This window comes from Bradyrhizobium sp. 521_C7_N1_3 (assembly GCF_052075975.1).
Classification (GTDB): Bacteria; Pseudomonadota; Alphaproteobacteria; order Rhizobiales; family Xanthobacteraceae; genus Bradyrhizobium; species Bradyrhizobium japonicum.
The window spans coordinates 6,718,694-6,737,087 of the sequence record NZ_CP197232.1; the positions used below are offsets into that span (position 1 = coordinate 6,718,694).

Here is an 18,394-nt window from a genome sequence, read left to right on the forward strand (position 1 = left end):
TCGGAATGAGCAGCGCAAGGCGCGCCGGGCTGGCAGTTCGGCGGCATCTGTTGCAAAACAGGCCTCAGCAGTTCGGGAGATTCATGCGTGCTTGACGTCAGCAAAGCGACAGCGGTCGGGGCCAATATCCGCCAGGCGCGGATCGCCAAGGGCCTGACGCTGGACCAGCTTGCCAGGCAGAGCGATCTCACGCGCGGCTACATCTCGCTGGTCGAGCGCAACCTCAAGATCCCCTCGCTCGCCGCGCTGCTGCGGATGGCCGCCGCCCTCGAGGTCAATGTCGCGAACTTCTTCGACCCCAACGCCGAACCTGCGCCGCGCTACACCCTGTTCCGCCGCGAGGACGGCAACGTGCCGCTGTTTCAAAACACGTTTGGCGTGGTGCCGTTGGCAACCGGCCGCACGCGCAAGATGATGGAGCCGTTCCTCCTCAGCCCACCGCACAAGGCGGCGACCCGCGCCTCGCACGCGGGCGAGGAGCTGCTGTTCGTCATCAACGGCAAGATCGCGATCAAGCTCGACGGCGAGGAGCTGACACTTGGCAAGGGCGATTGCCTGTATTTTTCAGGCGAGACCCCGCACGAGGTCCGAAGCCTCGGCCGGCAGAAGGCGGAAGTGCTGGTGGTCGTGGCCCAGAGCCCGGTGTGACGCCGGAGTTCAGCAAACAGGCTAGCGGAACCAGAAGAAACGCCCGGACGGCGGGACGGATTCCGGCGGCCGCAGCCGCTTCGGACGCGGCGGCTTTGGCGACGGCTCGGCGGATGAGGTGTTCTCCGCAGCCGGCGCGGTCTCGCTTCCCGGCACCCTCACCGACAGCAGCAAGTTCGATTCATGCGTCCGCCAGCGATAGCCGACGCCGAAATCGATCGGCTGGGCGCGCGTGAACAGTTCGGCGTAGCGCTCCTGGTAGCGGCCGGGGAATTCGTCGATCGGTCCGAGATAGCGGCCGAACGGGAAGAACCGCCATTGTTGCGCATTGTAGTTCGCAAGCGGAATGCCGGAATCGTCCTGGATGATGGTCGCGCTGTTGGCAAGCAGCCAGTTGCGAGCGACGGTGAAGTCGCCCTTGTGGAGGAGATAGGACGCGCTCTTGAGCAGGCTGTTGCCTGGGCCGAGCGTCTCGCAGAACTTCAGGAAGCCTGCAGCCCGCGCGCCGGCATTGGAGAGATCGGTCGAGAAATAGTACAGCGTGCGCGCCTCGCCGTCGCTTCCGGCAAAGGTGATGCGGACACCGCGCGTCGCGTTCCGTCCCGGATTGTCGCCTGCCGTATGCACCCCACCCTTGTCGTCTAGCGCAATCATTTCGACATTTCGGATCGTCTTGCCGGAGCGCGCGAGGAAGACATAGAGGATCGGCAACGTGCCGTTGACCTGGTTGGCGTGCAGGTCGACCTTCATATGCTTGGTGATGAAGAAGGAGAAGCTGAGGATCGAGCCGAGCGACCGCTCGACATTGTAGAGCGCGGCACCGACCGAGCCGCGCGGCAGCCGCGTCAGGTCAGGCACCGCGCCGACCGGCTCCAGCGCTCCGAGCACGTAGGTGCTGGCCTTGGAATAGAACGCGTCGGCATAGAGGAAGTCGGGGCCGCTGAACAAGTAGAACATGGTCGGCCGGGGCGCGGCCAGATTGACGTCGGCCCAATTGCGGATCTTCGAGAGCTGCCGCTGCTCAAGCTGGGCGAAGGCGCCGTCGAAGAACTTTGCGTGGCGCTGCCAGCCCGGGTCCTTGGTGAGTGGCACCAGCGGCGAGTCCGGCGAAGGCTGCATGCCCGCGAGAAAGCGCGCGGCATCATCGAAGGTGACGTCGGCGGCACGTGCGGACGAGACGGCCGCGGCTAGCAGGACGAGAGCGACGGCCGCAATTCTCAGGGGTCGAAACATGTCTATTCGCGGTGTGATGACGTGCCAGCGGCGGCCGGCCGCCTGCGGAAAACAGCATAGATCAACAGGCCCGAGAGCATGAGGAGCATCCCCGCCAGCGACTGCAACGGCCGCTCGGTCAACAGGTAGTACATCATGAACGCGGTCACGAGCAGGAAAACGAGCGGCGTGAACGGGTATCCCCAGGCGCGATAGGGTCGCGGCAGGTCGGGATCGGTGATGCGCAGCTTGACGACGCCGGCGACCGTGAAGAACGAGCAGAACAGCAGCGCGAACTGGATGAAGTCGAGCACCGCCTCGAAGCTGCGCGTGAACAGCAGCAGATTGGCGACGGCAAGCTGAAACAGGATCGCATAGGCCGGCGCGCCGCTCACCGATCGCTTCGAGAACACGCGCAGGGCCGGAATGTCCTCGCCCATCGTCATCATCACGCGCGGGCCGATCCACATCATCGCGCTGATCGAGGAGATCAGGCCGACGCAGATCATCGCACCGACGATCCGGCCGCCGAGGCTGCCGAAGATCGCGCTGCCGGCGACGCTGGCAACGTCGAGCTGGCCGGCGAGCGCACTGACCGGCGTGGAATAGAGAAACACCGCGTTTAGCGCCACGTACAGGACGAGCACGATCATCGTGCCCGCGAGCAGCGCGCGCGGCAGATCGCGCTGCGGCATGTTCATCTCGCCGATGATGTAGGTCGCGGCATTCCAGCCCGAGAACGAGTACATCACGAAGACGAGCCCGATCGCGAAGGGCGCGCTGACGATATGCGCGAGATCACCCGGCTGCGGCGTGAAGGCGATCGGCTGCGGCGTGCCGATGACGAAGCCGACGAGCAGGAAGGCGACGATCAGCACGACCTTGAGGATGGTCGAGATCAGCTGGAAGGTCGATGAGTGCCTGACGCCGGTCAATTGCACGATCGAGACCAGCCACACCACGCCGATGGCAAGCGGGATCGGCGGCAGGTCGGGGACGACCGATTTCGCGTATTCGCCGAACGCCATCGCCGCAAGCGCGACAGGCGCTGCGAAGCCAACCGTCGCCGAGACCCAGCCGGCGAGAAAGCCGAAGGCGGGATGATAGGCGCGGCCGAGGAAATTGTACTCGCCGCTCGAGCGCGGAAACATGGCGCCCAGCTCGCTGTAGGAGAACACCCCGCACAGCGCGACGATGCCGCCGACGGTCCAGAGCAACAGGATCGAGAAGCCGGACGGGATGTCCTTGACCTGGAAGCCGAGGCTGGTGAAGACGCCGACCCCGATCATGTCGGCAACGACGATGGCGGTTGCGACCAGAACGGAGACCCCCGGCCCGCCCGTCAGCCGGCCGGTCCAAGGTGCGGGTCCCACATCTGATGCCGTCATCGGGGTCCTCAACCTCAGGCGTCACGTGTCGTTGGGAGCATCGTGCAGTCCGGTCCAGTCAATTCAAGCAGGGTTAACAAGGGTTAAATGTGGCGCGTGGAATCGGTATCGCGGCACCTTTTGTGCGCGATCCTGGGCAATAAAGCCCCGGAAACACCGGAGAATCCCGTTTCGCCCTCCCACAATCAGGACACGATTGCATGGTCCCTTTGAGCATTCCGGATGTGGGGAAGTTTCTCCGGACACTTAACGTCGCCTAAACGCCAGTCGGCTCAATTAGCTTGAATAGTGCCGCTGGGCTTGTGGACATGACTTGGGGTCATGGGTGGATGGTCGGGGCCGCTCCGAAATTGAGAGCTGACATTTGTGCTGATCGGACGCAGTCCGGCGCGCGCAGTGGTGCGCTCCGGATCGCGCTGGTCGCAGCCTTGGTGCCGCTGTCGTTCACGCTGGTTCAATGCGGCAAGGCCTCCAACCCGGCGGCGCTCGCGGCGAACTCGCAGCCCAACGTCCAAATCGTCGCCAAGACCAATCCTCAGGTCGCAAGCAGCGACACGTTCGAGGATCGCTTCCCCGCTCCGCAATTCAAGGAGCGCTTCCCGTCGCCGAGCGAGAGTCTTCTGCAACGGCAGATGTCGGATTTCTCGCCCAAACGCGCCGTCCAGCAGCAGCCTCAGCCGGAGCAGGCGCCGTACAAGGTGGCCTCGCTCGCGCCGCAGGTCCCCTACCAGCGTCCGGCACGCGAAGACCTGACGACACTCGTCAGCATGAAATCGTCGGCCTTCCCCTATTTCGGCAACAACCCCGCCTCCGACGCACCGTTCCTCAACATCTCCAAGGGCGATCGCCGCGGCCACCGCAGTTATTCCGGGCGCGTCTACTGGCAGGACGAGACTTACAGCGACAGCCGCGTGCTGATGCACGTGCCCGAGCATTTCGACGTGCGCAAGCCGGGCGTGATCGTGGTGTTCTTCCACGGCAACGGCGCAACGCTGGAGCGCGACGTGCGCGACCGCCAACTCGTACCGCAGCAGGTCACTGATTCCGGCGCCAACGCCATCCTGCTGGCGCCGCAGATGGCGGTCGATGCCGCCGATTCCAGCGCCGGCAAGTTCTGGCAGGCGGGCGGCCTCAAGCGCTTCATGGAGGAGTCGGCGACCCATCTGGCCCGGCTCACCGGCGATCCCAACAACGCCCGCGCCTTCGCCAACATGCCGATCGTGATCGTCGGCTACAGCGGCGGCTTCCTGCCGACGGCCTGGAGCCTCGAGGTCGGCGGCATCAGCGACCGCGTCCGCGGCGTCGTCCTGCTCGACGCCGTCTACGGCGAAATGGACAAGTTCGCCTCCTGGATCGAGAGCCACCGCTCCGGCTTCTTCGTCAGCTCCTACACCCGCTACACCGCGCGGCGCGACCGCGAGCTGATGAGCATGTTGCGGCAAAAGGGCATCAGCGTCTCCGAGGACATGGACGGGCCGCTCCGTCCGGGCAGCGTGGTGTTCGTCGAAACCGGCGACGGCATCACGCATCGTGATTATGTGACGCGCGCCTGGACCCGGGACCCGCTCAAGGACGTACTGGTGAAGATGTCGGCGACGCCGTCGTTGGCGCTGACGCGCGTTGCGTCCACCAATCCGGCCGCATCGAGCCGCTAGCCGATATTGCGCTCGTCGGCATTTGGCCGCGCTGCCCGCAATTGTCGCAGGCTTTGATCAAAATGTGATGTTGATGGCCGACATCCCCGGGAGCCACCGGATTGCTTCCGCTGGCAACGCTCATAATTTGCCGGCCAAGTTTTAGCTTGAATTCTGCGGGGACAGACGGTGCGTCAGGGACTGTACAAGGTCAACTTCCACACGGTTCATGGAACCGGCTGCGGCGTCGTCTATGTGACGGATGGCAGGATGCGCGGCGGCAATTCCGCCTTCGCTTTCATCGGGACCTACGTGGGCGAAGGCGACAGCATCAAGGTCAAGATTTCGACCCAGCGCTACAACGACGATCCGTCCTTCAAGCCGCTGTTCGGGCACGACAGGATCACCCTGACGCTGGCCGGCCGGGAGGACGGCGACACGGCGGAATTCGAAGGCACCGCGCTGCAAGTGCCGGGCGTTGCCTTCAGGGCCGTGCTGAGCCGGATCAGCGACTGACCGTCCGGCTTCCAGACCTCAGCTCGATCTTCAGGTCTTGACGTTCAAGTCTTGGGCAGCTTCGGAATGCTCTCGGCAAAGCCGTTGAAGCAGGCTAGCCGCTCGTCCTCTTCCTTGAAGAAGCGGCAATCGGCGTAACCCTTGGCCTTCGCCGGCTTCGGCTTCGGCGCCGGCGGGATAATGGCGTCGTAGCAGTTGAGGCGGTCCTTGGTGCCGTCATCGAGGTCGAGGCAGGCCTGGAGCCGCGCCGCGATCGACTGCGGCTTGCCCTTCGGCGCCGCAGCCGGCTTGGCCGCGGCGTCCTTGGTCCCTTTGGCCTGGACCTGCACCAGCGGCTTGTCCCCCACCATCGGTGGCTTGTCGGTTTGTGCAAACGCGGAGGCTGAATAGAGCACCGCGGCAACCGCCAGAATCATCCTCATTTCAGTCAACTCTCTTTGGTCCCCATGCCTCGCCTTCTAGCGCTCCCGCGCGCGGTTTGCCAAGCACCTTGCGCACACGAAAACGCTCCCTTCAGGCCGCAGACGGCCGGGGCCGGGTCAGAACCACCAGGATCAGCGCCAGGACGACGAAGCCGACCGCGACGAAGCCGAGCGGATGCAACAGCTCGCGGGCGAACAGCAGCCCGCCGATCGCGGAGCCGACAGCCTGGCCGATATAGAGGACGGAGGTGTTGAGCGCGACGGTCGCCGATGCAAGCGGCGGCGCAGCCGCGACCAGCCGCACCTGCTGCATCGAATTGGTGGAGGCAAAGCCGAGGCCCCAGATCGCGACCGCGAGCGCCATCACCACAAGGCTCCCCGCACCGAGCGCCCAGCCGGTGATGCCTATAAGCAGCAGGCAGGTGAACAGCAACGAGGTTCGGAAGGGTCCCCAGGTATCGACGATGCGGGTCGCGATGACGACGCCGAGGAAGCCGCAAACACCGTAGATGCCAAACACCATGCCGATTGCATCGGGGCCGGCGTCGGTGAGCTTCTTGAGCAGCGGGCCCATGAAGGTGAACACCACGAACTGCCCGGACATTTGCAACATCGTGATCGCAAGCAGCAGCAAAATCGTCCTGCTGCGGCCGACCGCGCTCCAGGTCTTCAGGTCCACCGGCATGCCCTTCAGGCCCGTAGGCAGGCGCAGCAGCAACAACAGGAAGCTGACGCAGCCGAGCACGCCGATCGCACCATAGGCCGCGCGCCAGCCATAACGGCTGGCCATGAAAGTGATCAGCGGCAGGCCAACGGCGGCGGCGAGCGACCAGCCGAGAAAGATATAGGCGATCGTGCTGCCGCGCCGCTCCACCGGCACGATCAGCGCCGCCGTCCCGGCGGCCTGCGGCGTATAGAGTGCGCCCACCGCGAGCATCACCAGGCGGATGATGAGGAGGCTCGTGTAGTCGGGCGCAAAGGCCGAGGCGAGATTGCCCAAGGCCAGCACCGCAAGCGTCGTCGCAAGCAGCGTCCGCCGCTCGATGCGGCTGGTCAGCCACGCCGTCAGCGGCGAGCCGATGCACAGCGTAATCGCGCCGAAGGTGATCAGGAGCCCCGCGGCATGGATGGTGATGCCGAGCCCGGTCGACAATTCCGGCAGCATGCCCGCCGGCGCCAGCACCGAGCAACCGGTGACGAGATTGCCGAGCATCAGGGCGGTTGGCGTGAAACGGCCGGCGGTGGGTGGATTTTCCATGCAAGTGCATGTAGAGCAGGCCTGCGGCCAGTTAAAGGGCGCGTTGCGAAATAGTTGGAGCATCGCCCATGCTTTTGCGCGCGACTTTCTTGGAAATGCCGGATTGCGCAGGCCGAATCGCCTGATATATCGCTCGTTCCCGCTTACCTGCGCTCGTTCGCAGGAGTGAGCCTCAGGAGAAAAGCAATGACGGACCAGCCCAAATCCGAATCCGGCTTTCAATACAGCCTCAGCAATCTGAGACCCGTGACCCCGCCGGAAAAGATCACCCTCACCTTCCCCGACGGCGCCCGGCGCGAATACGCCAAGAGCATCACCGGCCTCGAGATCGCCAAGGGCATTTCGCCGTCGCTGGCCAAGCGCACGGTCGCGATGGCGCTCGACGGCGTGGTCGCCGACCTCGACGACGCAATCGAAGCCGATGCCAAGATCGAGCTGATCAACCGCGACGATCCGCGCGCGCTCGAGCTGATCCGCCACGACTGCGCCCACGTGCTCGCCGAAGCCGTGCAGACGCTGTGGCCGGGCACCCAGGTCACCATCGGTCCCGTGATCGAGAACGGCTTCTACTACGACTTCTTCCGCAACGAGCCGTTCACGCCGGAAGATTTTGCCGCGATCGAGAAGAAGATGCGCGAGATCATCGCGCGCGACAAACCCTTCACCAAGGAAGTCTGGGACCGCGAGAAGACCAAGCAGGTGTTCCGCGACAAGGGCGAGGCGTTCAAGGTCGAGCTGGTCGACGCCATTCCGGGCAACGAGCCGATCAAGATCTATTACCAGGGCGACTGGTTCGATCTGTGCCGCGGCCCGCACATGACCTCGACCGGCAAGGTCGGCAATGCCTTCAAGCTGATGAAGGTGGCCGGCGCCTATTGGCGCGGCGACAGCAACAACCCGATGCTGACCCGCATCTACGGCACGGCGTTCGCCAAGCAGGAGGACCTCGACGCTTATCTGAAGCAGATCGAGGAAGCCGAGAAGCGCGACCATCGCAAGCTCGGGCGCGAGCTCGACCTCTTCCACTTCCAGGAGGAAGGTCCGGGCGTCGTGTTCTGGCACCCGAAGGGCTGGACCATCTTCCAGCAGCTGATCGCCTATATGCGCCGGCGCCTCGCCGGCGACTACAACGAGGTCAACGCGCCGCAGATCCTCGACAAGGTGCTGTGGGAGACCTCGGGCCATTGGGGCTGGTATCGCGAGAACATGTTCGCGGCACAGTCCGCCGGTGACGAGGCCGAAGACAAGCGTTGGTTTGCACTGAAGCCGATGAACTGCCCCGGCCACGTGCAGATCTTCAAGCACGGCCTGAAGAGCTACCGCGACCTGCCGCTGCGCCTCGCCGAGTTCGGCGTGGTGCATCGCTATGAGCCCTCGGGCGCCATGCACGGCCTGATGCGCGTGCGCGGCTTCACTCAGGACGACGCGCACGTCTTCTGCATGGAAGACCAGCTCGCCGACGAGTGCCTCAAGATCAACGATCTCATTCTGTCGACCTATGCCGATTTCGGATTCACCGGCGATCTCACGGTGAAGCTCTCGACCCGGCCCGAGAAGCGCGTCGGCACGGATGCGATGTGGGATCACGCCGAGCGCGTGATGGCGACGGTGCTGCGCGAGATCCAGTCGCAGAACAATCACATCAAAACCGAGATCAATCCGGGCGAAGGCGCCTTCTACGGGCCGAAGTTCGAATATGTGCTGCGCGACGCCATCGGCCGCGACTGGCAGTGCGGCACCACGCAGGTCGACTTCAACCTGCCGGAGCGGTTCGGTGCGTTCTACATCGACCATGACAGCGGCAAGAAGGCGCCGGTGATGGTGCATCGCGCGATCTGCGGCTCGATGGAGCGCTTCATCGGCATCCTGATCGAGCACTATGCGGGCAACTTCCCGCTCTGGCTGTCCCCGGTGCAGGTGGTGGTCACCACCATCACCTCGGAGGCGGACGAGTATGCCAAGCAGGTGCTGGAACAGGTCCGGCGCGCGGGGCTTCGGGCCGAGATCGACCTGCGCAACGAGAAGATCAACTACAAGGTCCGCGAGCACTCGCTGGCCAAGATTCCGGCGCTGCTCGTGTGCGGCAAGAAGGAGGCCGAGACGCAGTCGGTCTCCGTCCGCCGGCTCGGCAGCGACGGCCAGAAGGTGATGACGACGGTGGAGGCGCTCGCCGCCCTCGTCGACGAGGCCACCCCACCGGACGTCCGGCGGGCGCGCGACGCGGCCTGAGTCCTGAAATCGATCTAAACTCGCTTCCGGTTGCGGGCGTGCATGCTTATCTCGGCATGGCACGCCCGACGACCAGCCGAAGAGGACATCGCAGTGCCCGACGCCATCGAACTCCTGAAGACCCGTCGCTCGGTCAAGCCGCGCGAGATGACCGGGCCCGGCCCCTCGCCCGCCGAGCTCGAAACCATCCTCACCATCGGGGCGCGCGTGCCTGACCACGGCAAGCTCGCGCCCTGGCGCTTCATCATTTTCGAGGGTGACGCCCGCGAGCGGGCCGGCGAGGTCATCGCGACAGTCTTTGCCCGCAAGAATCCGGACGCGCCGGCGGCGAACATCGAGACCGAGCGCAAACGCCTCACCGACGCACCACTGGTGATCGGTATCGTCAGCTTCACCAAGCCGCATCCGAAGGTGCCGGCGTTCGAGCAGGAATTGTCGGCCGGCGCCAGCGTCATGAACATTGTCACGGCCGCGACCGCGCTCGGCTACGGCGCCTGCTGGCTGACCGGCTGGTTCGCCTTCGATCGCGACGTGCTGGACGGCCTCGGCCTCAAGCCGGACGAAAAGCTCGCCGGCCTCGTCCATATCGGCACGCCGACCAAGCCCAGCGAAGACCGTCCGCGGCCGTTCCTTTCGGAAATCGTGACGCGTTTTTAATCGATGTCTTGTTGACGCCTCCGACGTCTTGCGGCTTTGATCCCGGCGAGGGAGGAAGCCCGGATGAAGCGTCGTGAATTTCTGGTCGGGGCCGCGCTGCTGGCCGGCACGATGGGGCGCAGCCGCGCCGCCACCAACATCCCTACTCCGTCGGCTGACGGGCTCGACCGCATCACCGCCTATTTTGACAACGAGGTGACGCTTGGCCGCCTGCCGGGCGCGGTGGTCCTGGTGCAGCAGCACGGCAAGCCGGTCTATCAGAAGACCTTCGGCGTGCGCGATACCAGGACCGGCCTTGCGATGACGCCGGACACGATCTTCGCCATCCACTCGATGACCAAGCCGATCACGTGCCTGGGCGCGATGATGCTGATCGACGAGGGCAAGCTCGCGCTCACCGACCCCGTGTCGAAATACGTCCCGCTCTTCGCCGACACCAAGGTGGGCGTGGAGCCGGAGGGCACCTCGAAGGTCGAACTCGAGCCGCCGATCCGCCCTGTCAACATCGAGGATCTGCTGCGGCAAACCTCGGGCATCAGCTACGACTATATCGGCGCTCCATGGGTGATGCAGGTTTACCAGGCCGCCAACATTTTCGAGGGGCCCTTCAACAACAGGCAATTCGCCGACCGCGTCGCCAAGCTGCCGCTCACGCGCCAGCCCGGAACGCTGTGGCGCTACGGCCATTCCACCGACGTGCTCGGCGCCGTCATCGAGATCATCTCGGGGCAGACGCTGTATGAATTCCTCAAGCAGCGCATTCTCGATCCGCTCGGAATGAACAGCACCAAATTCGTCCTGAAGACGCCGGAGGAGCGCGCCCGCATGGCGCGGCCACTGCCGAGCGATCCGGTCCTGCTCGCCGGCGAGCGCGACCGCCTCGCCCATCCCGAATGGGAATCCGGCGGCGGCGGCCTGCTCTCGACCATCACGGACTATCAGCGCTTCTCCCAGATGCTGCTCAATGGCGGCGAGTTCGAGGGCAAGCGTTACCTCAGCCCCGCCGTGTTCAAGGCGATGACCACTGATCACGTCGGACCCGGCTCCGGTGTCGCGCGCGACTATTTCTATTTCCCGGGCGACGGTTTTGGCTATGGCTACGGCATCGGTGTGCGCACCGATCCCGGCAATGCGAAACCGCCGCCGGCCGGGTCGATCGGCGAATTGAAATGGGATTCAGGCAGCGGCACCTATTTCGGCGTCGATCCCAAGCTCGACATGGTCTATCTCTTGATGCAGCAAACCCAGAACGAGCGCAGCCGCATCACGCCCGCCTTCAAGGAACTGGTCTACGGCTGCTATCCCGAAGGGCTACGCCGCCCGTGAGGCGCGCTGGCCGAAATCGGCGAGCAGCTTTGCGATCTCCTCGGCGGGCCGCGCCGCGCTGAACAGAAACCCTTGCACCTCGTTGCAGCCTTCGGCGCGCAGCCAGTCGAGCTGATCCTCGGTCTCGACGCCTTCAGCCGTCGTGGTGATGTTGAGGCTGCGGCCAAGGCCGGAGATCGCGCGCACGATCGCGCCGCAATCAGGCCGCTGCGCCAGATCCTTCACAAACGAACGGTCGATCTTGATCTTGTCGAACGGGAAGCTACGGAGATAGCTGAGGCTGGAATAGCCGGTGCCGAAATCATCCATGGAGATGCTGACGCCGAGCTCGCGCAGCTGATGCAGGATTGCGAGGTTCGCATCGGTCTCGGCGAGGAAGATCGACTCGGTGATCTCGAGCTCGAGCCGCTTCGGCGACAGGCCGGACTGCGCAAGCGCGGAAATCACGACCTGGACCAGGTTGCGGCTGCGGAATTGCGCTGGCGACAGATTGACCGCGACCTTGACGTCGGCAGGCCATTTCACCGCTTCGCTGCAGGCCTCGCGCAGCACCCACTCGCCGAGCTGGGTGATGAGGCCGATGTCCTCGGCGACCGGAATGAATTCCGCCGGCGAGATCATGCCCTTGTCGGGATGACGCCAGCGCAACAGCGATTCGAAGCCGGAGATGCGGTCGGACGCGATCGACACCAGCGGCTGGTAATGCAGCTCGAACTCGCCATTGGCGAAGGCGCGGCGCAGATCGAGCTCCATGTCGCGGCGCTTCTGCGCCTGGAGGTCCATCTCGCGCTCGAAGAAATGGTGCACGCCGCCGCCGTCGGACTTCGCCCGGTACAGCGCCATGTCGGCATTGCGCATCAGTTCCTCCGACGTCGTGCCGTCGCCGGGCGACAGCGCGATGCCGATGCTGGCGCCGATCACCATCTCCTGGCCGTCGAGGTCGTAGGGCGCCTTCAGCATGTCGATCAGCAAGGTCGCGCAGGCGCTGGCTTCGTTCGGCGAGACGTCGGCTGCCAGGATCACGGCGAACTCGTCGCCGCCAAGCCGGGCCGCGAGATTGCCGCCGCGGACCGCGGTGGTGAGACGTTCGGCAACTTGCTTCAGCAGGCGATCCCCCACCGGATGCCCGAAGGAATCGTTGATGTTCTTGAACAGGTCGAGATCGATATAGAGCACGCCGACCCGTTTTCCGCCGGCCTGGTCGAGCGCCTGCTTCAAGCACTGCTGGAAATGTTCGCGGTTCGGCAGATCGGTGAGCCCGTCATGGTGCGCCATGTGGGCGATCCGCGCCTCGGCCTTGCGTCGCTCAGTGATGTCGACCACCGCGACCAGATAGCCGTCGCGATCGTCGAAGGCGACGCGGCGACCGAAAGTGAGCACCTCGATCTCGCTGCCATCGGCGCACAAATGGCGCCAGTTGCGCGAGGAGTGATAGGTGTCGCCGATGCGTTCGAGCGCCTCGGCGTGGCTGTCCCACTCGTCCTCGGGCCAGATCTCGTGCAGCTTCATGCGCAGGAAGGTGGCGCGGCTGTAGCCGTAATGCTGGACCGCGGCATCGTTGACGCTGAGGAACTCCTTGGTCTGTGCCTCGAACACCCACATCGGCATCGGGTTGTTGTCGAACAGCAGACGAAACGAGGCGTCGCGCCGCTTCAACGCGGTGACGTCGGAGATCGTCAACGAGACCAGATCGGCGAAGGCGGTGGCACTGAGCCGGAGGTAACGTCCGTCGTCTTCGATCTCGAGCTGCTCGCCGCGGCCGCCGGAGACGACCTTGAGCAGGAAGTCCATGATTTCGGGCGCGGCCAATAGCGTATTCCCCTCGCCGATCCGCCGCCACAACAAGCCCGCGCTCGCGACCTTCAGCAGCGCACCGGCGCTCTTGTTGTGATGCACGATCTGGAGATCGAACGGCTTGCCTGCGGCGTCGCGCAGCGTCGCCAGCGAAACCACGGCGTCATCGGTCGACGAGAAGATCGCGTCCAAGAGATTGTATTGCGCACCGCGCTCGTTGATGTAGGCGCCGACCAGCGTGGCGCCCCAGCGCGAGGCGGTCGGCAGCGCCAGCACATCGTAGGTCCGGACCATGCCGTCGCGCACGCAATGCGCGCTGGCCTGGTACGGACGTCCGTTCTCGAGCGCGCTCGCCACAGCTTCCGACAGCGCCGTGGCGCAATCGGGCGAGAGCTCGGCGACCGGGATATCCCAGCGCTCCTCGCCGAGCCATTTCTGCACGTAACGCCCGCTGCGCGACAATTCGAGCGCGCCATCGTTCTTCAGCAGCGCGATGTGGTCGGCGAGCCGTCCGAGGCTCCCAAGCATCACGTCCTCATAGCGCGGCAGCCGCTCGCCCGGCTTCAACGCGGCACGCCATTTGCGTTGAAGCACCGGGATGTCGTCAAACATTTCGGCGGCCGGTTTTCCCGGCATCTTCTTCGCGGTAGTCATTGCAGTCCCCAACGCACTTTCCCAGGGCATCCAATGCAGCCGCGCTTAATGCCGTGTAAAAAGGACGCAGCCGCGGGTTCCATTCGGCGATTATGACAGTTTTAAGTCAGGTATTGGTTAGTGCGCGTTAGAGACTATGACGGTTGCCTAAAATGCGATGCGTGCGCGTGAGAGTGAAGTTATGGCGCACAGCCGCTTCATCCGCGACATTGCGAGCGCAGCGAAGCCATCCAGACTGCCGCCGCGGAAAGATTCCGGATTGCTTCGCTGCCCTGGCAATGACGGAGTGTGTGGATGGTAGCGTTGCTCCTCTCGTGTCCCGGACGCGGTGCGGTACGCAGTGACGCTCCGCAGAGCCGTGACTCAGAAGGCCACGGCACTCGCTGATGCATGGGCCCCGGCTCTGCAGCGCATCACTTCGTGCTGCGCAGCGTCCGGGGCACGAGACCATTCCGATCAAAAGACACACCTTCGCATCCTCGCGGCGCATTTCGCCCGAGCTTTGCCTGATCGCCTCACCCTCGAATGAAAGAGGGCGCAGGGAAGACCGGGAGCCGGCTGGCACCCGCGGTCCACTGTGCGAAATTGTGGTGAGAAATCTGCACAGCGGCATACAGGTGTAGCCAAGACATCCCGGCCTTCCCTGCGCAGTAGTTGGAACGGCTTATGTCGTGCTCTCCCCGGGGAGCGATGCACTATTGCCCCCGTCGCCTTGCAGATGGCTGATGCGCGCGCCCGGTTGGGCAACAGGCACCACCACAAGACTTGGCGCGCAGACCCCGGGCGCCAGGACGACACGATTTGGCCGTACGTGGATCACACCGGTCGTGCGTGCGACGTGCTTCGCTCACGGCTGCCCGCCCTGCGATCACCTTCGCACCAGTGTGGCCCACGTCCACCGCCGTCCGGCCCGCGTTCGTGACGATCGCGATACGCCCCTCTTCCTTGGGCCGGGCTGATGCGATGGATACGCCGTTTCCGAATTTCGGTAAAGTGGAATATTTCTGCCTTCCGGCATTGACCGAGAGCTTTGGTGTTTTACCCGACGGGCAACGCGAGATGTTGTAGCCCGGATTTCGCTTCGCTCCATCCGGGCTACGGCAGCTCACCCCGCTAACCGTTCGATCACGAGATCCAGCAGCGCGCGCAGGCGCGCCAGGCGCCGGAGATCGCGGTGATAACCGACATAGGTGTCGCGGCCGGGCGGCGTTGCGCCGATGTCGAGCGCGATGAGCCGGCGATCGCGGTCGCCGAGGGGGCGTGGCAGCACGGCAAACCCGCCGCCGCCGGCACACAGCTCTGCCTGCGCCTGCCGGTTGTTGCTGCGCGAGGCGATCTCCGCATTCGGCAGCGTGCGCTTCAACCAGATCGCATCCGGCATGTCGGCGAATTCGGCATTCATGGTGACGACGCGGGCGCCGCTGCCGTCGCCGGCGCGCGGCGGCTTGCTGCCCTTCCTGCCATACAGCGCGTAGGGAATGTGGAGCAGTTTTCTCGAGATCACCTCGGGCTCGCTGAACGGCTTGATGCGGAAGACGACATCGGCCTCGCGCCGCGGCAGGCTGTAGAGGCGCGCGTCGGTCAGGAGCTCGACGGTCACCTTGGGATGGCGCTTGGCGAAGGCGGCGATCACCGGCGACAGCATCACCGTGCCGAACCAGTCCGACGACGACAGGCGCAGCATGCCGTCGAGCTGCGTCTCCGCACCCGAGGCGTGGCGCTGAAGCGCGAGCGCCTCCTCCTCGATCCGCTCGGCATGGCGCAGCACGGCAGCACCCTCGTCGGTCAGCACAAAACCATCGGCGGTGCGCTGGAACAGCGTCTGTCCCAGCGCGGTTTCGAGCGCGCGAAGCCGCCGCCCCATCGTCGGCTGGGTCTGGCCGATCTTGCGCGCGGCAGCCCCGAGCGTGCCTTCGCGCGCAATCGCCAGGAAAATGCGCAGATCGCTCCAGTCCATCGAAATGACCTCATACAGAAATGCACGATCATCGTACATCCTTGTTCCTTCCCATGCAAAATTTCATGAGCATATTGGAGGCCGATAACGGAGCAAGACGATCATGGCGAGACAATCGACGATGCGGGCGGCGATCCTGGAGACCCACAACGCGCCGCTGCGCCTCTCAACCGTCTCCACGCCCGAGGTCGGGCCGCGCGAGGTGCTGGTGCGGGTGCATGCGAGCGGGGTCAATCCGCTCGACACCAAGATTCATGCCGGCGCGGCAGCACATGCGCGTCATCCGCTGCCCGCCATTCTCGGAATCGATCTCGCCGGCGTCGTTGAGCTGACCGGGCGCGACGTGACGCGGTTCAAGCCGGGCGACGAGGTCTATGGCATGACCGGCGGCGTCGGCGGCGTGCCGGGATCGCTCGCTGAATTCGCCGCAGTCGATGCCGACCTGCTGGCGCCCAAGCCCGCCAATCTCAGCATGCGCGAAGCGGTCGCCCTGCCGCTGATCTTCATCACGGCCTGGGAAGGCCTGATCGATCGCGCGGCGCTGAAGGCCGGCCAGAAGGTTTTGATTCATGGCGGCGCCGGCGGCGTCGGCCATGTCGCGATCCAGATCGCGCGCGCCATCGGAGCAGGCGTGTTCGCGACCGGTTCGGCAGCGCAGCGCGCCACCATCGAGGGCCTTGGCGCCGTGTTCATCGACCGCGGCACTACGATCGAAGCTTACGTTGCAGGGCATACCGGCGGCCGCGGCTTCGACATCGTCTACGACACCGTCGGCGGCAAGGTGCTCGATGCCTCCTTCGAAGCCGTGCGCCGTTTTGGCCATGTGGTGAGTGCGCTTGGCTGGGGCACGCATGCGCTTGCGCCGCTGTCGTTCCGCGCCGCCAGCTATTCCGGTGTGTTCACGCTGCTGCCGCTGCTATCAGGCGAAGGCCGCGCGCATCACGGTGAGATCATGGCGGAAGCGACGCGGCTGGTTGAAGCCGGCAAGCTCGCGCCGCTCGTCGATGCAAGGCGCTTCACGCTGGAGAGTGTTGGCGATGCCTACGCTCTGATCCGGGATCACGCCGCCAAGGGCAAACTGGTCGTCGACATCTGAGGTGGGAGCTCGTAGCCCGGATGGAGCGCAGCGCAATCCGGGGTTCTCGCGGGCTGGCACAGCGGTCCCGGATTTCGCTGCGCTCCATCCGGGCTACGGAGCTGTCTCCTGCACCCGCCGCTAGTCCTCGCTGGCCGCCGCGGAGCGATTGCGCAGGTAAGCCTGCGACAACAGGAAGAACAGTGCGCGCTCGCCATGATATTTGGCGGACGGCCGCGTGCGCTCGAAGCCATCGGCAAATATCTTGCCGGACTGGCACACCTGCCATCGCCAGCCAAACCGCTTACGCCTGGTGATGATCACTTCAAACATGCCGACGGGCTTGGTCCCCTGCTTCTGCCGGTCTCGCAAGGCATGCGCCTGCTCCGGCCTCCCCCGTTAGACGGATGCCCGACATATAGCGCAGCAGGACGGAAAGAGAATAAAATTGATTATCGGAAATCCGTATCTTCCACCGGCTATGACGAAGTCGCGATGCTTGCGGAATAAGCCTGTGCTGGCGGTGTTAATCGCTTCCTTCAACGCTGCTTGGTAGCGCTGGCAAAAGTATTCAAGTCGGAACACAAGATGCGTATGCCCGGTAAGCGAACGCTCACCGGGCATTCACGCCGCAGCTCAACGGCCGACTCGCGCCTGGAGATGCGCGGGATAGCGGTCGCCCTGCACGGCTACCTTGGACAGCACCCCTGCAATTGCAGTGAGATCCGCGTCCGACAGCGTCACCGCCGCCGCGCCGAGATTTTCTTCGAGCCGGTGCAGCTTGGTGGTGCCGGGGATCGGCACGATCCACGGCTTCTGCGCGAGCAGCCAGGCCAGCGCGATCTGCGCCGGCGTCGCTTTCTTCATTGCGGCGATCTCGCCGAGCAGATCGACGAGGGCCTGATTGGATTTGCGTGCGCTGGATGAGAAGCGCGGCACGATGTTGCGGAAGTCGCTCGCATCGAACGTCGTGCTCTCGGTGATCGCGCCGGTGAGAAAACCCTTGCCGAGCGGGCTGAACGGCACGAAGCCGATGCCGAGTTCTTCCAGCGTCGGCAGGATCTCCTGCTCCGGCTCGCGCCACCACAGCGAATACTCGCTTTGCAATGCGGTCACGGGCTGCACCGCATGCGCGCGGCGAATGGTCTGCGCGCCCGCCTCCGACATGCCGAAATGCAGCACCTTGCCCGCGCGGATCAAATCCTTCACCGCTCCGGCGGTGTCCTCGACCGGCACCTCGGGATCGACGCGATGCTGGTAGAACAGATCGATGCGATCGGTCTTGAGCCGCTTCAGGGCTGCCTCCGCCACCGCCTTGACGTTGGCGGGCCGGCTGTCGAGCCCGGCCTCGACCTTGCCGCCCTTGAAGCCGAACTTGGTGGCGATCACGACCTTGTCGCGGAATGGCTGAAGCGCCTCGCCGAGCAGCTCTTCATTGACGAACGGGCCGTAGGCCTCGGCGGTGTCGAAGAACGTCACGCCGCGCGCGACGGCGATCCTGATCAGCGCGATCGCCTGCGACGTCTCGGTCGCCGGGCCATAGCCGTAGCTCAGGCCCATGCAGCCGAGGCCGAGGGCCGAGACCTCGAGGCCGCTCTTGCCCAATGTTCGCGTCTGCATCGTC

Annotated in this window: 15 protein-coding genes; 7 read left to right on the top strand and 8 right to left on the bottom strand. The window is 64.7% G+C overall.

Features of this window, described 5'->3' with window-relative positions; all coding sequences use genetic code 11:
• Positions 1–87 precede the first annotated feature (87 nt).
• A complete protein-coding gene (locus AB7008_RS31710; protein ID WP_028154768.1) occupies positions 88–648 on the top strand; it encodes a helix-turn-helix domain-containing protein in 561 nt (186 codons plus the stop codon).
• A gap of 21 nt (positions 649–669) precedes the next feature.
• Here AB7008_RS31710 and AB7008_RS31715 read toward each other — a convergent pair whose 3' ends face one another.
• Together AB7008_RS31715 and AB7008_RS31720 are read right to left on the bottom strand one after the other, a co-directional pair.
• Positions 670–1,881: a hypothetical protein gene (locus tag AB7008_RS31715; RefSeq protein WP_304490326.1), complete on the bottom strand. Its 1,212-nt coding sequence runs from the start codon at positions 1,879–1,881 to the stop codon at positions 670–672.
• Between the two features lie 2 nt (positions 1,882–1,883).
• A complete protein-coding gene (locus tag AB7008_RS31720) occupies positions 1,884–3,248 on the bottom strand; it encodes an APC family permease (RefSeq protein WP_304490327.1) in 1,365 nt (454 codons plus the stop codon).
• A gap of 329 nt (positions 3,249–3,577) precedes the next feature.
• On the opposite strand from AB7008_RS31720, the gene AB7008_RS31725 reads away from it, so the two are divergent.
• On the top strand, positions 3,578–4,903 hold the full coding sequence (locus tag AB7008_RS31725; RefSeq protein ID WP_304494226.1) for an alpha/beta hydrolase: 1,326 nt from the start codon (positions 3,578–3,580) through the stop codon (positions 4,901–4,903).
• A 168-nt stretch (positions 4,904–5,071) separates the two neighbouring features.
• The gene (locus AB7008_RS31730) at positions 5,072–5,398 is read left to right on the top strand and encodes a GrlR family regulatory protein (RefSeq protein WP_028154764.1); all 327 of its coding nucleotides are present in this window, start codon (positions 5,072–5,074) and stop codon (positions 5,396–5,398) included.
• Between the two features lie 44 nt (positions 5,399–5,442).
• Here AB7008_RS31730 and AB7008_RS31735 read toward each other — a convergent pair whose 3' ends face one another.
• Complete coding sequence (locus AB7008_RS31735; RefSeq protein WP_028154763.1) at positions 5,443–5,820, bottom strand: hypothetical protein; 378 nt, start codon at positions 5,818–5,820, stop codon at positions 5,443–5,445.
• A 91-nt stretch (positions 5,821–5,911) separates the two neighbouring features.
• On the bottom strand, positions 5,912–7,078 hold the full coding sequence (locus tag AB7008_RS31740; protein WP_304490328.1) for an MFS transporter: 1,167 nt from the start codon (positions 7,076–7,078) through the stop codon (positions 5,912–5,914).
• A 186-nt stretch (positions 7,079–7,264) separates the two neighbouring features.
• Here AB7008_RS31740 and thrS point away from each other — a divergent pair, with 186 nt between their 5' ends.
• The 3 genes from thrS to AB7008_RS31755 all read left to right on the top strand — a co-directional run bounded on the left by thrS (position 7,265) and on the right by AB7008_RS31755 (position 11,290).
• Positions 7,265–9,307, top strand: a complete 2,043-nt coding sequence (gene thrS / locus AB7008_RS31745) for a threonine--tRNA ligase (protein ID WP_304490329.1) — start codon at positions 7,265–7,267, stop codon at positions 9,305–9,307.
• Between the two features lie 93 nt (positions 9,308–9,400).
• The gene (locus AB7008_RS31750; RefSeq protein WP_028154760.1) at positions 9,401–9,964 is read left to right on the top strand and encodes a nitroreductase family protein; all 564 of its coding nucleotides are present in this window, start codon (positions 9,401–9,403) and stop codon (positions 9,962–9,964) included.
• Positions 9,965–10,027: 63 nt separating this feature from the next.
• Complete coding sequence (locus tag AB7008_RS31755; protein WP_041958455.1) at positions 10,028–11,290, top strand: serine hydrolase domain-containing protein; 1,263 nt, start codon at positions 10,028–10,030, stop codon at positions 11,288–11,290.
• Here AB7008_RS31755 and AB7008_RS31760 read toward each other — a convergent pair.
• Both AB7008_RS31760 and AB7008_RS31765 read right to left on the bottom strand, forming a co-directional pair.
• The gene (locus AB7008_RS31760; RefSeq protein ID WP_441260068.1) at positions 11,276–13,738 is read right to left on the bottom strand and encodes a putative bifunctional diguanylate cyclase/phosphodiesterase; all 2,463 of its coding nucleotides are present in this window, start codon (positions 13,736–13,738) and stop codon (positions 11,276–11,278) included. The two genes, AB7008_RS31755 and AB7008_RS31760, sit on opposite strands and share 15 nt — an antisense overlap.
• A gap of 1,105 nt (positions 13,739–14,843) precedes the next feature.
• Entirely contained in the window at positions 14,844–15,695 is an 852-nt protein-coding gene (locus AB7008_RS31765; RefSeq protein ID WP_441261261.1) for a LysR family transcriptional regulator, read from the bottom strand.
• 103 nt (positions 15,696–15,798) lie between these two features.
• Here AB7008_RS31765 and AB7008_RS31770 point away from each other — a divergent pair, with 103 nt between their 5' ends.
• A complete protein-coding gene (locus tag AB7008_RS31770) occupies positions 15,799–16,791 on the top strand; it encodes a zinc-dependent alcohol dehydrogenase family protein (RefSeq protein ID WP_441260069.1) in 993 nt (330 codons plus the stop codon).
• Positions 16,792–16,911: 120 nt separating this feature from the next.
• Here the strand turns inward: AB7008_RS31770 and AB7008_RS31775 are convergent, their stop codons facing one another.
• Both AB7008_RS31775 and AB7008_RS31780 read right to left on the bottom strand, forming a co-directional pair.
• Entirely contained in the window at positions 16,912–17,142 is a 231-nt protein-coding gene (locus tag AB7008_RS31775) for a hypothetical protein (protein ID WP_014494328.1), read from the bottom strand.
• Positions 17,143–17,406: 264 nt separating this feature from the next.
• Positions 17,407–18,390, bottom strand: coding sequence for an aldo/keto reductase (locus AB7008_RS31780; RefSeq protein WP_441260070.1), 984 nt, complete (start codon positions 18,388–18,390; stop codon positions 17,407–17,409).
• Between the last annotated feature and the right edge of the window lie 4 nt (positions 18,391–18,394).

Excerpts from the sequence above, each read along its gene's own strand:
- AB7008_RS31715 (WP_304490326.1), bottom strand. The coding sequence starts at position 1,881 with ATGTTTCGACCCCTGAGAATTGCGGCCGTCGCTCTCGTCCTGCTAGCC.
- AB7008_RS31720 (WP_304490327.1), bottom strand. The coding sequence starts at position 3,248 with ATGACGGCATCAGATGTGGGACCCGCACCTTGGACCGGCCGGCTGACG.
- AB7008_RS31725 (WP_304494226.1), top strand. The coding sequence starts at position 3,578 with ATGGTCGGGGCCGCTCCGAAATTGAGAGCTGACATTTGTGCTGATCGG.
- AB7008_RS31735 (WP_028154763.1), bottom strand. The coding sequence starts at position 5,820 with ATGAGGATGATTCTGGCGGTTGCCGCGGTGCTCTATTCAGCCTCCGCG.
- AB7008_RS31740 (WP_304490328.1), bottom strand. The coding sequence starts at position 7,078 with ATGGAAAATCCACCCACCGCCGGCCGTTTCACGCCAACCGCCCTGATG.
- thrS (WP_304490329.1), top strand. The coding sequence starts at position 7,265 with ATGACGGACCAGCCCAAATCCGAATCCGGCTTTCAATACAGCCTCAGC.
- AB7008_RS31755 (WP_041958455.1), top strand. The coding sequence starts at position 10,028 with ATGAAGCGTCGTGAATTTCTGGTCGGGGCCGCGCTGCTGGCCGGCACG.
- AB7008_RS31760 (WP_441260068.1), bottom strand. The coding sequence starts at position 13,738 with ATGACTACCGCGAAGAAGATGCCGGGAAAACCGGCCGCCGAAATGTTT.
- AB7008_RS31765 (WP_441261261.1), bottom strand. The coding sequence starts at position 15,695 with ATGGACTGGAGCGATCTGCGCATTTTCCTGGCGATTGCGCGCGAAGGC.
- AB7008_RS31770 (WP_441260069.1), top strand. The coding sequence starts at position 15,799 with ATGGCGAGACAATCGACGATGCGGGCGGCGATCCTGGAGACCCACAAC.
- AB7008_RS31780 (WP_441260070.1), bottom strand. The coding sequence starts at position 18,390 with ATGCAGACGCGAACATTGGGCAAGAGCGGCCTCGAGGTCTCGGCCCTC.